The organism is Sandaracinaceae bacterium (genome assembly GCA_016706685.1).
In the GTDB taxonomy this organism is placed as follows: domain Bacteria; phylum Myxococcota_A; class Polyangia; order Polyangiales; family Houyiibacteriaceae; genus JADJJE01.
This window is the reverse complement of the sequence record JADJJE010000008.1, coordinates 20,453-35,679: the sequence shown is the minus strand read 5'-3', so window position 1 is coordinate 35,679 and position 15,227 is coordinate 20,453. Positions and strand designations below refer to the sequence as shown.

The 15,227-nt window shown below is 71.6% G+C and carries 15 protein-coding genes; 8 read left to right on the top strand and 7 right to left on the bottom strand.

Annotated elements, in window-relative coordinates:
• Window position 1 precedes the first annotated feature (1 nt).
• The 4 genes from IPI43_11535 to IPI43_11520 are packed head-to-tail and all read right to left on the bottom strand — an operon-like array spanning window position 2 to window position 2,218.
• A complete protein-coding gene (locus tag IPI43_11535; protein MBK7774751.1) occupies window positions 2-583 on the bottom strand; it encodes a hypothetical protein in 582 nt (193 codons plus the stop codon).
• Window positions 584-623: 40 nt separating this feature from the next.
• A complete protein-coding gene (locus tag IPI43_11530) occupies window positions 624-1,214 on the bottom strand; it encodes a nucleotidyl transferase AbiEii/AbiGii toxin family protein (GenBank protein ID MBK7774750.1) in 591 nt (196 codons plus the stop codon).
• A 13-nt stretch (window positions 1,215-1,227) separates the two neighbouring features.
• The gene (locus IPI43_11525) at window positions 1,228-1,530 is read right to left on the bottom strand and encodes a hypothetical protein (GenBank protein ID MBK7774749.1); all 303 of its coding nucleotides are present in this window, start codon (window positions 1,528-1,530) and stop codon (window positions 1,228-1,230) included.
• A 58-nt stretch (window positions 1,531-1,588) separates the two neighbouring features.
• A complete protein-coding gene (locus IPI43_11520; protein MBK7774748.1) occupies window positions 1,589-2,218 on the bottom strand; it encodes a hypothetical protein in 630 nt (209 codons plus the stop codon).
• Window positions 2,219-2,322: 104 nt separating this feature from the next.
• Here IPI43_11520 and IPI43_11515 point away from each other — a divergent pair, with 104 nt between their 5' ends.
• From IPI43_11515 to IPI43_11495, 5 genes are read left to right on the top strand one after another with little or no spacing between them, the layout of a single operon-like run.
• On the top strand, window positions 2,323-2,703 hold the full coding sequence (locus IPI43_11515) for a hypothetical protein (GenBank protein ID MBK7774747.1): 381 nt from the start codon (window positions 2,323-2,325) through the stop codon (window positions 2,701-2,703).
• Between the two features lie 13 nt (window positions 2,704-2,716).
• Window positions 2,717-3,553 (top strand): hypothetical protein, encoded by an 837-nt coding sequence (locus IPI43_11510; protein ID MBK7774746.1) that lies wholly within the window; start codon window positions 2,717-2,719, stop codon window positions 3,551-3,553.
• Window positions 3,554-3,603: 50 nt separating this feature from the next.
• Window positions 3,604-4,149, top strand: a complete 546-nt coding sequence (locus tag IPI43_11505) for a hypothetical protein (protein ID MBK7774745.1) — start codon at window positions 3,604-3,606, stop codon at window positions 4,147-4,149.
• Between the two features lie 42 nt (window positions 4,150-4,191).
• On the top strand, window positions 4,192-5,157 hold the full coding sequence (locus IPI43_11500) for a hypothetical protein (GenBank protein MBK7774744.1): 966 nt from the start codon (window positions 4,192-4,194) through the stop codon (window positions 5,155-5,157).
• 45 nt (window positions 5,158-5,202) lie between these two features.
• The gene (locus IPI43_11495; protein ID MBK7774743.1) at window positions 5,203-6,678 is read left to right on the top strand and encodes a hypothetical protein; all 1,476 of its coding nucleotides are present in this window, start codon (window positions 5,203-5,205) and stop codon (window positions 6,676-6,678) included.
• On the opposite strand, the gene IPI43_11490 is transcribed toward IPI43_11495, so the two are convergent.
• Both IPI43_11490 and IPI43_11485 read right to left on the bottom strand, forming a co-directional pair.
• On the bottom strand, window positions 6,638-7,081 hold the full coding sequence (locus tag IPI43_11490; GenBank protein ID MBK7774742.1) for an STAS/SEC14 domain-containing protein: 444 nt from the start codon (window positions 7,079-7,081) through the stop codon (window positions 6,638-6,640). The two genes, IPI43_11495 and IPI43_11490, sit on opposite strands and share 41 nt — an antisense overlap.
• Window positions 7,082-7,114: 33 nt before the next feature.
• Window positions 7,115-7,882, bottom strand: coding sequence for an arginyltransferase (locus tag IPI43_11485; GenBank protein ID MBK7774741.1), 768 nt, complete (start codon window positions 7,880-7,882; stop codon window positions 7,115-7,117).
• 146 nt (window positions 7,883-8,028) lie between these two features.
• Between IPI43_11485 and IPI43_11480 the strand changes: the two genes are divergently transcribed.
• The gene (locus IPI43_11480; GenBank protein MBK7774740.1) at window positions 8,029-8,754 is read left to right on the top strand and encodes a hypothetical protein; all 726 of its coding nucleotides are present in this window, start codon (window positions 8,029-8,031) and stop codon (window positions 8,752-8,754) included.
• A gap of 34 nt (window positions 8,755-8,788) precedes the next feature.
• On the opposite strand, the gene IPI43_11475 is transcribed toward IPI43_11480, so the two are convergent.
• A complete protein-coding gene (locus tag IPI43_11475; GenBank protein MBK7774739.1) occupies window positions 8,789-9,628 on the bottom strand; it encodes a hypothetical protein in 840 nt (279 codons plus the stop codon).
• 84 nt (window positions 9,629-9,712) lie between these two features.
• On the opposite strand from IPI43_11475, the gene IPI43_11470 reads away from it, so the two are divergent.
• Both IPI43_11470 and IPI43_11465 read left to right on the top strand, forming a co-directional pair.
• Complete coding sequence (locus IPI43_11470) at window positions 9,713-14,239, top strand: DEAD/DEAH box helicase (GenBank protein MBK7774738.1); 4,527 nt, start codon at window positions 9,713-9,715, stop codon at window positions 14,237-14,239.
• Window positions 14,236-15,222 (top strand): NAD(P)-dependent alcohol dehydrogenase, encoded by a 987-nt coding sequence (locus IPI43_11465; GenBank protein MBK7774737.1) that lies wholly within the window; start codon window positions 14,236-14,238, stop codon window positions 15,220-15,222. The genes IPI43_11470 and IPI43_11465 overlap by 4 nt, the downstream gene beginning before the upstream one ends.
• Window positions 15,223-15,227: the final 5 nt, after the last annotated feature.

The window sequence follows — 15,227 nt, the reverse complement described above, 5'->3', positions numbered from 1 at the left end:
CTCAGTGGGCGCGCGCGCGCAGGTCGAAGAGCGGGCAAACGCAGGACTGGCGGTTGGCGGCGGGGTGCAGCGTGATCTCCAGCAGCGCTTCGGCGGCGCCCAGCGTGGCCTGCACGTACACCTCACCGCCGCCCCACGGCACCATCGCGGCGAGCGGCATCACCCACGGGCACTCGAGCTCCGGCGGCTCGTTCTCCACACAGAGCAGGGCGCTGTGCTCGTGGTCGGGTGCCGCGTCCACCCACCATCCACGGGCCCCTGGAAGCGCACGAAGCGAGGCACCGGCACGTCGTGGCGCTGGCGCGAAGCCCGTGGCCTCTGGCCAGAACACGTCTTCGCACGCGGCCTCGCACGCGCTGCGGGCGGCGCCGGTGGGCTCGAGCGCCACGGCGCCCGTGACCTCGCGCTCGGCGTTGGGGTCGCTCGGCGCGTGCACGAGCGGAACGTCCATGGGGCCCTCGTCCGTGCGGGGCGCGCGTGGGGTGCAGCCTCCCAGCCGCGCGCTCTCGCCAGCCCAGAGCAGACCGCACGCGCCCAGCAGCAGGCTCAGCGCGAGAGTCCAGCGTGGCCAGGTGCGCGTCACGTGAGGCAACCGTGGCACGCGCCCGGGCATTCCCGCGCCGCTACTTGCTCGTCAGCCGCGCGACGAGCTGCTGGCGGAACCGCTGTAGCTCGGCGGGATCGAACCCCAGCACCGTGGCGCGGGATAGGTCCAACCGCTGAAGTACCCATGCGAGGGTCATCGGAGAGAAGCCACCGTCCTTCCGCGGCACATCTTCGAGAGCCCGTCCTAGGTCGAGCCCGCTGGCGACCAGCACGCGGGCGTCTTCGAGATCACGCAGCTCTGACCGCGACAACAGGGTGCCGAGCTTGTTCACCAAGATCTCGTACGCCGAGTCGACCCAGAGACCGGGCCGCACTTCGACGGGTTGATCCACCCTCGGGACGGGCTCGGCGACGAGATCCACGATCAGGCGCTCCTGCTCGTCGTCGACAGCGAGCCGCACGAATCCGGGCGTGCGCTGGAGTGCCGTCACGGTGAGTCCATCTGCGACCAGCGCATCTTCGAACACCCTTGGCTGTTGGTCGAAGCTGCGGGGGCCATAGAGGAAGAGGTCGAGATCGTCCGTGACGCGGTGGCCCAGATACACCCCCGCGAGCGCGCCACCACCCGTGAGCGTCCAGCCGCCGACGGTGGCGACCACGCCCAGCACGCGGTCCTGCAAGCTACTGAGCGTCGACTGCACGACCGACCTTTGCGAGCCACCAGGCCCAGAATTCTCGCTGCCGTCCCAGGTGCGGCGCCATGCGCTGCCAGTCGCGCTCGATACGCTCCCAATCGACGAACTCGAGGACGTCGTCTGGCTTCGCGTCCCGAAGCGCACGCGCCAACCAGTAGGCGGCGTCGTCGGCGTCGGGCCCGTTCACCTTCGCGAGCCAGTCGGTGAGCGTCATCTCGACATCCCACAGAAAGTAGGGACGACCGCGCCGATCCACGAGCTGATCAGGGGGCGTTGGCGCGCGCAGCATGCCGACAGCGTATGGCCGACGAGCCGGGAAGTCGATCGCGAGAGAGTGCGGGGAGCGCTCAGCGCGTTCCCACCGCGACCCAGTCGTCCCAAGCGGCGCTGGCTTCCGACGCGTTGGCGTCTGCCACCGAGCTCACGCCCAGGTGGACGGTGTTCACTATGCGCTCGCCGCGCGGCTCGAGGGCCAGCTCGGCTTGATGCAGGACACCGAGCCATCCCGCGCCGAGGTCGGTCACGCTGTTGCAGAGCAGCACGATGGGCCAGCGCTCCGAGAGGATGGGGATCTCGGTGGCGTGCGTCTGCATGATGGAGTCGTCCGCCGGGATTCCCCGTGGGTGGGACTCCACGAAGGCCCGTGGAGTCTGCCCGTGAGCGGCGGCGCACGTCGAGAGGCAGGCCACGCGCAACACACTCGAGCGAGGCGTGGGCTCGTAGCCCAGGATCAGCACGGACTCGTCGGGGCCTCCGTCCACGTGGAACGGGGTGGTCTCCCCCTGGTCGAACTGAGTCAGCGCCGTGGGCACGAGGCCACGCCCGTGCAGGCGCTGCTCCGTGCTGCTGAGCTCGAGCCCCAGGCGCCGCATGGCCTCGCGCATGCGGCGGCGGTCCGTGCCGGGTCCGAGCTCGAGGTACGCCCAACCGGGAGCGTCCAGGCTCCGGCGCAGCACGTCTCGGTGGAGGTTCCGCATGCCCGCACCTTGGTGCTCGCCCTGGCGGCCGGTCAAGCGTGTGCGCCGTGCAAGACATGGCAACCGAGAACACGTACGCTGCTCACCTACCTGGAGGCTGCAGCATGACCGATGAGGAGAACCCACTCGCCCAGACCAAGAAGAGCGCGATCACGGCTGCGGCGTGTGCCGCGGCGGGGAGCGTCGTCTCCTTCCAGAGCGTGGTGACCTCGAGCGAGGTCGTGAATGGGGTGGGCTCTGCGACGGCGGTCTACGGCCCGGACTTCGGACGCCTGGCGCTCGGCGCCATCGCGGCGTTGCTGTCCCTGGTGGGGCTCCAGAAGCTGCGAACGCTCACCACCATGCTCCAAGAGGCAGGCTCCGTGCCCGAGGAGGTCACCTCGGGGAAGCGCCTGTACACCGCCGTGTTCGTGGGGGTGCTCATCGTCGCCGCGTGGCTGGTCTACAGCGGGCTGCCCCACACCACCACCACGCCGATCGGCTGAGGACTCGCCGCCGTTGTTCTCGTTCTTCTCTCGTGCTCCCGCCACGTCCTTGTCCGACGAGGCCATCCGCTGGTTGTTCGATGCCACGGCGTGGTGGACCGCCAACTTCGGCGGCTTCGCCGCGCTGGCGAGCACTCCCATCGTCCTGCCCACCGATGACTACTTCACGCTCGACGGAACGCTGGAGGGCGAAGAACTCGCCGAGCTGATCTTCGCTTCGGTGCTCGAGCACGCGCAGATGCTGGAGTGGCACGTCGTGCTCGAGGCGGAGGACAGCTTCGACATCCAGCGCGCGCTCGGCCCTCTTCCTCATCACGTGAGCTCCGCCGACATCCCACCCAGTGACGAAGAGGGCGTGCCCATCCCGGAGGGGGAGCCGCTGGTGGTGACGTACCGCGCCGAGAACCTCGAGGACCCCGTCACGCTGGTGGCGCACATGGCCCGCTCGCTCAGCCACTACCTACTCTACGAGGCGGCCCAACCCGTGCCCGGCACTGCGGAGCAGCGGCCTTGTTACGTGGACCTCGGCGCGGTGCTCATGGGCTTTGGTCTGTTCCTGGCGAACGCGTCGTTTCGCTTTCGACAGTTCACCACCGGCACCATGCTGGGCTGGCAGTCCTCGAGGTCCGGCACCTTGTCGCAAGCCGAGTTGGGGTATGCCCTCGCCATCATGGTCGAGGCCACCAGCGCGGACGACCGAGGCCTGCTGCGCTTGCTGGACGCGAACCCGCGCGCGGACGTGAGCGCGGCGCGCAAGGACATCCGCAAGCGCTGGCAGAAGCAGCTGGACGCGCTGCGCGGGGTCCAGGCCAGTGAAGGCGGGCCATACCGCTCCGTGAGCTCGAGCTAGCCACCGGGTCACCGTCCCCGAGCGGCCTACATTCTGGTACCGTGCGGAGCATGGGCCGGCTGCCACGGAGCGTTTCCCTCGTGGGCCTGCGGGCGCTCGCGGTAGCTCTGGTGGTCGCTGGCGCCGCACAGGACACGGCCCCCACCCAGCCTCGGGCCGCCTCGGCGCAGCCTCCCAGCCTCGCGTTACCGTGGGGCACCTCGGCTCGCTGGGAGCGCGACACGCATCGCCATGGGCAGCACCTGTGCTTCGAGGTGCGCGGCGAGCGCTTCCAGCTGTCGGTCTGGCCCGAGGGCCTGCGCAACCCCGCGCTCGTGCGCGGCCGCTATGACGTGGCGCCGGCCCGTGGGCGCGACGCCGCCGTGAGCCTGCTCACCCTGCACGTGGAGACCATCACCACCAAGTCGCTCACCCGCTGCCGGCGCAGCTGGGTGGACACCGACATCCCCTTTGCGCACGCGCTGGGCACGCGCTTCGAGGTGGGCAGCACCGTCCGTCTGGGGGCCACGGTGGTGGACACGCAGCGCCTGCGTCTCTGCCGGGCCCGCACTTGTGGCGAGATGCTGGCCGTCACCACACGTGACCTCGATGAGTAGGCGTTGACGCCGCCATTGAGTGGATCTACGATAGGTTATCGTATGACTGCACCGACCATCACCGAGCACTATCCCCTGCGAGCTCTCGCGGCCGGCGTGCGTTGGCTCGTGAACCCCGTGTCCGAGGGTGGCGCCAAGCAGGTGCCCCGCATGCTGCTCTACGCGAACGGCCCCGAGATGCTGGCCGCGGTGGAGCGCATGCGGTCCCACCCCACCGGCAAGCGTGTGCTCGCAGACCGGCCGGATCTGGCCGCCACGCTCTCGAATCCATCCGGGCTCGCGACCATGCCGCCGGGCAGCCTGGGGCGCGCGTTCTTCGACTCCATGAGCGTGCCGGGCGGCATCCCCGGCTACCTCTTGGCCGGGCTCATCTACCGTGATGGCTTCTTCGACGGATACGAGATGCCCGAGGACGTGCGCTACGCCATCGAGCGCACGCGCTGGCTCCACGACATGTTCCACGTGCTCACCGGGTACGGCACGGACCTGGCGGGCGAGGGGCTGCTCATCTACTTCCAGTTCGCCTACCACCAGCCGAAGTCGTTCGGCCGGATGGCGCTCTCGCCTCATGGGCTCGGCCCGCTGCTCTTCTTGCGCCCCCACGTGGGCCAGACGCGCTGGCGCGCGCTCCTTCGGCAGGCCTATGCCAACGGCGTTCTGGCGCACGAGCGGCTGCCGCCCATGTACGCCTACTGGGAGGAGCTGCTGCCGCGCCCGCTTTCGGAGGTGCGCGACGAACTGGGTATCGTCCCCTTCGAAGAGGACACCTCGGACTGGCTCTCGAAGAGCTGGCTCGGCCGGAGCGCCGCCACCGGTTTCGGGGCCTACGCGCGCGAGGCCGAGCAGGCGCAGCTGGCGCGGCGCGTGGTGGAAGCCGGAGTTCCGTTCCGCGACCTGATGCGCGCCAGCCCCGAGAGCGCCGCATCGCTCAGGCAGCTTGTGGCCTCTGGCGCGGACGACGCGGCCATTCGCATCGCTGCCACACGCCTGCTCAGCGCGAGCGCCTAGACTCGCAGGGGCACGCCTAGCGCAGCGACGCTAGAGTGGGCCTTGATGCTCCGTGACCGGACCACTCTCCTGCTCGTGGCCGTGCTTCCGGCGATGCTCGCAGGCGGCTGCGCCAGCGCGCCCAGCAGCCCCGGAGAAGACCTGCGCGGGCTCCTGCGCTTCGTGCAGGCCACGCATCCACGGCCCTACGCCTACGTCTCGCGCGCGGAGCTCGAGGCGCTGGCCGAGGCGGAGGCGCAGCGGCTGGACGCGCTCGACGCGCCCGACGACTTCACGGTGGGGCTCGCTTTCCACCGGGTGCTCGCGCGTCTCGGCGATGGGCACGTGGCCGTGGCGTTGCCCGTGTTCCAAGACGACGTGGCCAGCGCGCTCACGCTGCTGCCGCTGCTGCCCAAGCTTGCTGGGGAGACGTTCTTCGTGGACGCGTGCAGCACCGAGCTGCCGCGCGGGACGCGGCTGATCGCCATCGACGGGGAGCCCATCGAGGCGCTGTGGGCCGAGCTCGAGGCGCTGGTGCTGGCCGATGGGGTGCACGAGAGCGCGCGACGGGCGGCGCTCGAGCGCGGCTTCGCGCGCCACTACCACCTGCTGCGCGGGATGCGCGCCAGCTATCGCGTGGACGTGGAGCTGCCCGACGGGGAGGCGCAGACGCTCACACTCGCGGGCGTCCCGCGCGACGCCCTCGGTCCGCTCTCGCGCGCGCGGCACTCGGCCCCCGTATGGGGACCCGTGTCGCCCGAAGAGCCGCCCTGGCCCTTCGTGGTGGATGTCGCCGACGGCACCGTGCTGCTGCGACTGCCCAGCTTCGGCATCGCGGACCAGGAGGCTTATCGCGTGCGGGTGGACGCGCTCTTCGCGCAGATCGACCCCGACGACACCCTCATCCTCGATCTGCGGGGCAACGAGGGCGGCCTGCGCACGCACGGCGTGGCGGTGCTGAACCACGTGTTGGGTGCGCCCTATGCGCAGTGGGCGAGCCTGAGCGCACGCGTGCTGCGCGTGCCTAGCGCATTTCGCTCGCTCACCACGTTTCCTTTCGTGCCGGAGGAACACCTGGCCGCGCTGCTGGCCGGCGCCGAGCGCGACGGCGAGCTGTGGGTGCGCACCGGCGACCCGCTCGCTTCGCTCATGGTCCCGCATGGCGAGGGTCACCGCGGGCGCGTGGTGGCGTTCATCGACGGCCACACCAACTCCGCCGCCGTGGAGCTGGTGACCGCGCTGCGCGCCTGGCGTCCCGACGCGGAGCTGCACGGCGAACCCACGGGCGGCGAGTGCGGCCGCCACGTGGGCGAGGTGCCGGTGGTCTACACCACGCCGCACCGCGGCGTGAGCGTGCTGATGTCGTTGCTGGAGCTCCGCCACGTTGCCACCCCGGGCTGCGTGGACGGCCAGGGCCACGCGCCCGATCTCGCGGTGGTCTACGACGAGGCCGCGTTCCTGGCAGGCGTCGACCCCTACCTCGAAGGGCTCGAGAGCCCGACTAGCGGGAGAACGACACCCCAGTCCCCACCGGCGGAGTGAGCTGCACCGCGGCCTCGGCCTCGGCCAGCCATGCGCGCGCTTCGCCCTCGTCGGTGAACACCCGCAGCGGCCACTCCGGCTTCGAGAACATGAACACCGCCGTGAGGCTCGCCTTCGCCCAGCTCGACGACGCCAGCACGGCCTCGCGGCGGATCAGGGGCCGCAGTGCGCTCAGCGTCTCGGCCGAGCGGTCGGCCACGCGCTTGCGCTTGGTGGCGTTGGTGGCCGACATCGTCATCTTGCGCAGGTCCGTGATGAACACGATGGGTCCCTCGAGCCGGGCGCGGCGGATGAGCGCCGGGTAGAGGTCGAAGTACGCGTCGATGTCGGACAGCTCTCCGTCGGAGGGCCAGCGCGCCACGACCAAGGGCCACTCGGACTGGATGAGGGAGATGGAGCTCACGGCGCGGCAACCTATCGACCGCGCGGGGGCCGGTCAATCCGCCGGCTCGCGCTCGAACTTGCGCCACTCGCCGCGCACCAGCCGGTCGTGCGGCAGGAAGCGCGCCTTGTAGGCCATGTGCTCGTTGGCCTCGATGTAGAGCCCCAGGTAGAGGTGCCGCATGCCCCAGCGCTTGGCCAGCTCCAGCTGCTTGAGGATGGAATAGGTGCCCAGGCTCAGCTTCGGCAGCTCCGGGTCGTAGTAGCAATACACCGCCGACAGCGCCTTCTCGCCCTTGTCGGTGACGGCCACGCCCACCAGCCGGCCCTCGTGGTAGTAGCGCATCTCGAACGAGCCACAGAGCCGGTCCACCAGGAAGCGCTGGTACGACAGCATGGTGATGGGCCGCGCGCTCGGGCTCTCGAGCCCGCGCAGGCGCTTGTGGCGCTCGAACAGCTGCACGCGCTCGCGGTCCGACAGCGGCGGCCCCAGCTCCACGCGCAGCACCTTGTCGCCGTTGCGCAGCACGCGCTTGTGATGCGGCCGCAGCTTGAACGCGCTCACGTCCAGGCGAATGGCCTCGCAAGCGTGGCACTCCGCGCAGGTGGGCCGGTAGAGCAGCGCGCCGTGACGCCGGTCGCCCTGCTCGAGGCGCTGGTCCAGCTCGCCGGGCTGCAGGCGCCGAATGGGCAGGCGCAGCGGCATCAGCGCCACCTGCCCTTCGATGTACGGACAGGGCTCGGGTTCCGAGTGCACCAAGACCTCTGCTGGGACGCGGTCCAGCAGGCGGGGCAGGGTGTGCAAGGGATCCATCGCCCACATGATGGCGGGCCGGACCGGGGCCCGACAAGGGTGTGCGCACGGATCGGTCAGCCGCGCGATCCAAGCGTGACGTGGTCGCCTGGGTCGGAGACCATGCTGGGGGTGCCGCGTCGCATCGACGAGCACCCGACACCACAAGGGATCACATGCGCAGACGAGAGATGCTTGCTTGGTCGGTGGCCACCCTGGGTACCTCGGCGCTGAGCGCGTTCCTGCCCAGCACCGCGCGTGCGGGGGCGTGTGCACCGCCTGGCTTCGGGCCGGCGTACCGCACCGTGGCAGGCGCCACTCTCGGGCGCGGTGGGGCCATCTTGCTCAGCGCCGACCTGCACTTCGGCGGGGGCATGGAGGACCCGTTCGGCGGCCACTACACGCTCACGGTGGGTGGCGCGACCATCCGGCTGCACGCAGCGCCGCTCGCACCAGGGATGATCCGGCTGCTGCCGAACCAGTTCGTGGTCGGGGCCGGTGTGGTGCGTGGGCCTGCGGGTGAGCTGCCGGTCACGCTGGTGGACGCCGCCGCCACGCCGCCCGCGCCGTGTCGTGTGGCGACCGTGCGCGTGGTTCGCCACGAGGGGACATCGGAGCCGTACTCGCCACCCACCTGGGGTCTCGAGGCGCGCTTGCACACGGCGCTCCCGACGGACGTGGTGGGCGTGGCGGTGGCGCCTGCCGCGCAGGGCTCGGCTTATGGACTCTATGCGGTGAGCTCCGGGGACCGCGTGCAGAGGCTCTACCACTCGCCCGGGCGCTGCCAGATCGACATGCCGGGGGCCAACCCGCCGGCCGTGGGGGCGCGTGTGCGGCTCGCGTGTGTGGGTGCGAATGGGACGGTGTCGGTGCGCTCGAACGACGTGGACGTGCGCGACTGAGTTGGCCGCGTGTGAGCCCCTCTGCGCGGGATGCTCAGGGGTGCGTTGGGTCCGTGAAGTCGGCCAGCGTGCCGAGCCAGCCCTCGCTGGGCGTCTCCAGCTCCAGCAGGACCAGCGGCCCCGCCTCGATCAGCGTGACGGGCGCGGCGCCCGCCAGCACGACACCGTCGCGCACCACCCATGAGCTGCTGCCCACCACGATGGTCACGCCGTGGGCCGGGAGCGCCATCATGCGGAACGCGTCGGTGGGCAGGGGGTCGTCGCCCCACACACCATCGTCGCTGGGCCTCACGGCGGCGACGAGCGCTGGCGTGGCGCGCTCCGTGAGGGCGTCACGGCGCAGGGAGCGGACGCGGATGTCGGCGCGCGGCACCCCGCTGATGCCCGCCGTCCCGTCGTCGCAGCCCTCGAAGTCCAGCACCAGGTAGGTGCGCGGATCGTTCGGGGGCGTCTCCGGGTCGTCCTCGCCCACGAAGAGGGTGTGAACGCGGCGCGCGCGGGTCACCTCTGCCTCGCAGAGGTTGGTCTGATCCACGATGACCACGGTCGCCGGCGCGGGGACCTCATCGACCAGGCGCAGCACGCGGAAGGCGTGGTGCAGCTCGATGCTCCCGATGACGTCGCCCTCCGGCTGCGGCATCGCCTCGATCTCCAGGAAGACGGCGCGCACGTCGTCATCCCCGCCGCTCACCCAGTAGACGTCCCCCGCCAGCGGGCGGCTCAGAAGGTTGGTGGGCGCATCGGAGGCCACCTGCGACGGCGCGGGGGTAGTCGGCCCAGGCACCGAGGCAGGCCGGCCACACCCGAGGGCCAGCGTGGCGAACAGCCAGAGGCTCGTGGTCGCCAGGCTCGTCAGCGCGCGGTTTCGTTTCATGGGCACCCGAGCTTATACCGCTGGACGCGCGTGGCGCGCCCCAGGACCCGTGACAGTGTCGCACCCACCCCGTAGAACCCTGGGGTGGCCACCCCGCCCCACGCGCTCCGCTTCGCGCACCCGTCGACCCAGCGCTGGTTCGAGCAGGCGTTCCCATGCGCCACCGAGGCGCAGGCGCTGGCCTGGCCGTCCATCGCGAGCGGGGCCTCCACGCTGCTGCTGGCACCCACGGGCTCGGGCAAGACGCTCTCCGCGTTCTTGGTGGCGCTCGACAAACTCATGTTCGGCACGCCCGCGCAGCAACCCGGCACGCGCGTGCTGTATCTCTCGCCGCTCAAGGCGCTGGGCGTGGACGTGGAGCGCAACCTCGCCGTGCCGCTCGCCGGCATCACGCAGCAGGCCCTTGCCGATGGCGTGCCGCATCGGGTGCCCAGCGTGGGGGTGCGCTCCGGCGACACGCCCCAAAAGGTGCGCGCGCAGCTGGGCAAGCGGCCGCCGGACATCCTCATCACCACGCCCGAGTCGCTGTACCTGCTGCTCACCAGCCAGGCGCGCGCGGGCTTGGCTCACGTCGAGACGGTCATCGTGGACGAGATCCACGCGGTGGTGGGCACCAAGCGCGGCGCGCACCTGGCGCTGAGCCTCGAGCGCCTCGAAGCGCTGCGGCGCGCTGCCAACCCGGAAGCCCCGCCGCTCCAGCGCATCGGGCTGAGCGCCACGCAGCGGCCGCTGACCGAGGTGGCCGCGTTCCTGGGCGGCTTCGAGGTCACGCTGGACCCGGCCACGCCTCAGGTCCCGCAGCTCACCCCGCGCCCGGTCACGGTGGTGGACGCGGGCCGAGGCAAGACCTTTGCGCTGCGTGTGGAGCTGCCGCCCGAGGTGGAAGCCGAGCCGGGTACCGAGCCCGCAGGCTCGCGCCCTGCGGCACCCAGCATCTGGCCCAGCCTGCACGCGCGCCTGCTGGCGTTGATCCAGGAGCACCACACCACGCTGGTGTTCGTGAACAGCCGGCGCCTGGCCGAGCGGCTGGCGCAGGCGCTCAACGATCTGGCGGGCACCGAGGTGGCTCGCGCGCACCACGGTAGCATCAGCAAGGAGGCCCGTGCGGAGCTCGAGGGGCGGCTCAAGCTGGGCACGCTGCCCGCCGTAGTGGCCACGTCGTCGCTCGAGCTGGGCATCGACATGGGCGCGGTGGACCTGGTGGTGCAGATAGAGGCACCGCCGTCGGTGGCGTCCGGCATCCAGCGCATCGGGCGCGCCGGGCACCAGGTGGGCGCGGTGTCGAAGGGCGTGCTGTTCCCCACCCACCGGAGCGACCTCTTGGCCTGCGCGGCGCTGGTGCAGCACGTGCACGCGGGCCACGTGGAAGAAACACGCTACCTGGTGAACCCGCTGGACGTGCTGGCGCAGCAGGTGGTGGCCATGCTGGCGGCCGAGCCGGTGGACGTGAGCACGCTGTATGCGTGGGTGCGCGGCGCGGCCCCCTTCGCGGAGCTGCCGCGGCGCGCGTTCGAGGGCGTGCTGGACATGCTGAGCGGACGCTATCCGTCCGACCGCTTCGCCGAGCTGCGGCCGCGCATCAGGTGGGACCGCGTCACGGGGCGGCTCGAGGCGCGGCGCGGTGCGCGGCTCCTGGCGGTGGTGAACGGCGGCACCATCCCCGACCGTGGCCTCTATGGCGTGTACCTGGCCGGCGCCGAGAAGCCCACGCGCCTCGGCGAGCTGGACGAGGAGATGGTCTTCGAGTCGCAGCCGGGCGACGTGTTCCAGCTGGGCGCCACCAGCTGGCGGGTGGACGAGATCACGCACGACCGTGTGCTGGTGGTGCCTGCGCCGGGCGAAGCGGGGCGCATGCCGTTCTGGAAGGGCGAGCGCCCCTCGCGGCCGCTCGAGTTCGGCAGGGTCATCGGCGAGCTCGCGGGCCAGCTCAGCGCGCAGCCCGCGGCAGACGCCGAGCGCGTGTTGCAGGAGCAGCACAGCCTGGACGCGTTCGCCGCCTCCGAGCTGGTCCGCTACATCGCCGAGCAGCGTGCCGCCACCGGGGCCGTGCCCAGCGACCGGGCCATCGTGCTCGAGCGCTTCGCCGATGCGCTGGGGGACCGCTGCGTAGCCATCCTCTCGCCTTTCGGGGGCCGCGTGCATGCGCCCTGGGCCACCGCCATCAAGCGCCGCCTCGAGAGCGCCTACGGCACCACGCTGGACGTCATGTGGCACGACGAGGGCATGCTCTTCCGGCTGCCCGAGCTTGCCCAGGCGCCGGACCCCGCGCTGTTCTTCCCGGAGTCCGACGGCCTCGAAGACAGCGTCTCGCGCGCGCTCGCAGACACCGCACTGTTCGCCGCGCACTTCCGTGAGAACGCGGGCCGCGCGCTGCTGCTGCCCAAGCGCCGGCCCGGGCAGCGCGTGCCCCTGTGGCTCAACCGGCGGCGCTCAGCGGACCTGCTCTCGGTGGCGGGCGACTTCGGCGACTTCCCCATGGTGCTCGAGACTTACCGCGAGTGCCTGCGCGACGTGTTCGACCTGCCCGGGCTCGGCAGCTTGCTGCAGCAGATCGAGCGCCGCGAGGTGAGCGTCACCGTGGTGGACAGCGCGCGCCCGTCGCCCTTCGCTGCATCGCTGCTGTTCAGCTGGGTGGGCAACTACCTCTATGACGACGACGCGCCCGTGGCCGAGCGCCGCGCGCGCGCGCTGACGCTGGACCACGCACAGCTGCGCGAGCTGCTGGGTGAGCCCGACCTGCGCCAGCTGCTGGACCCGCTGGCCATCGCCCAGGTGGAGCGCAGCCTGCAACACCTGGACGCCCGCCAGGCCCACACGGCCGATGGGGTGCACGACCTGCTGCGTGATCTCGGCGCGCTCACGGGGCCCGCGCTGGCGGAGCGCTATGAAGGAGAAGCGCCGCTCGCGGAGCTGCTCGCTCAGCTGGCGGAGCACTGGCGAGTTATCTCTGTTGATATCCACGGTGTGCCGCACGTCATCGCCGCGGAAGACCTCTCGCGCTACCGCGACGCACTGGGGGTCACCCCACCGCCTGGGGTGCCGCCCGTGTTCCTCGAGCCCGTGCCGGACCCGCTGGGTGACCTGGTGGGCCGCTTTGCCCGCACGCACGGGCCGTTCCGCGCGGCCGATGCCGCCTCTCGGCTGGGCCTCACGCTGGCGGCCACTCAGCTTGCCCTGCGGCAGCTCGTGGCCGACGGGCGCGTGGTGGAGGGTGCCTTCCTGCCCACGGGTGAAGGGCACGAGCACTGCGACGAGCAGGTGCTCAAGCGGCTCCGGCGTGCGTCGCTGGCTCGGCATGCCCGCGAGGTGGAGCCTGTCCCCGCCGACACGCTGGGGCGCTTTCTGCCCGCGTGGCAGGGCGTGGGGGAACGGGGTCGCGGTCCCGAGGCCCTGCTGGACGTCATCGCCCAGCTCGAGGGTTATCCGCTGCCCGCCACCGACCTCGAGCGCAGCGTGCTGCCCGCGCGGCTGGCCGACTTCGACGTGCGCGACCTGGACGCGCTGCTGGCCTCCGGCGAGGTGCTGTTTCAAGGGCGGGGCTCGCTCGGGCTGCGGGATGCGCGCGTGGCGCTGTTCCTCGCGGACAGCGTGGACACGCTGCTGGTCCCGCCTGCACCGCTCCCCATCTCGGTGGAGGAGCATGAGCCCAGCTTGATACGCCAGGTGCAGCACGCGCTCACGGGGCACGGCGCCATGTTCTTCCACGAGCTGCTGGCCGAGACGCGCGCCTTCCCGGCTGACCTGCTGGCCGCGATCTGGGAGCTCATGCACCAGGGCGTTGTCACCAATGACACGCTGCTTCCGCTCCGCAGTCTGGCCCGCCCAGACGGGCGTGAGGCGTCACGTGGTCGGGGTCGGCCCGTCAGCGGTCGCCTCGTTGGTGGCCGGACGGCAGGCCGCCCAGCTCGCGGCCGGCAGACCCCGCCAGGCGGCGAGGGGCGCTGGTCGCTGCTGTTCCCGCCCCACCTCGAGAGTGATACCCAGGCCACGGACACCGAGCGCGCCGAGGCCCGCGTCACGCGGCTCTTGCTGCGGCACGGCGTGCTGCTGCGCGAGAGCCTCACCGCCGAGGAGGTGCCAGGCGGCTTCGGCGGCATCTACCCGGTGCTGGACGCCATGGAGACGGCCGGGCGGGTGCGGCGCGGCTACTTCGTGAAGGACCTGGGCGGGGTCCAGTTTGCGTGGCCCGGCGCGGCCGAGCGCCTGCGCACTCTGCGTGAGCGTGCCGCGAGCGCGGGCCCCGAGGTGCTGGAGCTGGCCGCCATGGACCCGGCTCAGCCCTACGGCGCCGTGCTCCCCTGGCCGGCGGGGGGTGGCCGCTTCGCCCGTAGCGCCGGCGCGCGTGTCTGGCTGGTGGATGGTGCACTCGCAGGCTACCGCGCGGCCAGCGGCAAGAACCTGGTCACCCACCTGCCAGCGGCGGACCCGGAGCGTGGGCGCCTCGCAGCGGCCCTGGTGAGCGCCCTCGCGCAGAGCCCGAGCGCCGCGCACCTCGAGGCCGTCGACGGCGGGCACCCCCAGGAGTCCGCGCTCGCGCCCTGGCTGGACGCCGCCGGCTACCGCGCGTCGGGGCGGGGCGTCTTCCGGCGTGGTACGACGAGCGCACCATGAGCGCCCTCCCGCAGTACGGAAAGCACCTCCACCCCACCGAGACCATGCACGCCGTGGTCATCGACCGCTACGGCGCGGCCGACGTGCTGCGCCCGGCCACGGTGCCACGGCCGGTGCCCACGCGCGGCCAGGTGCTGGTGCGCACGCGCTTCATCGGCGTGAACCCGAAAGACGTCATCGTCCGCAAGGGCAAGTTCAAGATCGCCACCGGCAAGAAGTTCCCGCTGCTGGTGGGCCACGACATCGCCGGCGAGGTGGTGGAGGCCGCGCCCGGCGCAGACCTCGCGGTGGGCCAGCAGGTGTTCGGCATGATCAACGACTTCGCCGGGCGGGCCTATGCGCAGTACGCCGCCGTGGACGCGCAGTCGCTGTGTGCGGTGCCCACCACGGTGGACCTGCGCACCGCTGCCGCCGTTCCGCTGGCCGCGCAGACGGCGCTGCAAGGCCTGCGCGACGAGGCGCGCGTCAAGCCTGGGCAGCGCGTGCTGGTCAACGGTGCGTCGGGCGGCGTGGGTGTGTTCGCGGTGCAGATCGCGAAGCTGCTGGGCGCCGAGGTCACTGCGGTGTGCAGCGCGCGCAACGCCGAGCTGGTGCGCGGCCTCGGGGCGGACCACGTGGTGGACTACGCGGAGACCCCGCTCACGGGCCTGACCCAGCGCTTCGACGCCATCTTCGACGTGTTCGGCAACTACCGCTTCGACACGCTGCGCCCGCTGCTCACGGAGCGCGGCACCTACGTGCAGACCATCCCCAGCGGCCAGATCGTGAAGGACGTGGCGCGCACCGTGTTCTCGAAGCAGCGCGCGCGCCTGGTGGTGGTGCGCTCGCAGCGCGCCCAGCTCGAGTGGCTGCGTGAGCACATCGACGCCGGTCGCCTCACGGTGGTGGTGGACCGCTCGTTCGCGCTCGACGACGTGGCCGAGGCGCACCGCTACATGGAGACCAAGCGCGCACGCGGCAAGGTGGTGCTCGAGGTCGGCTGATGTAG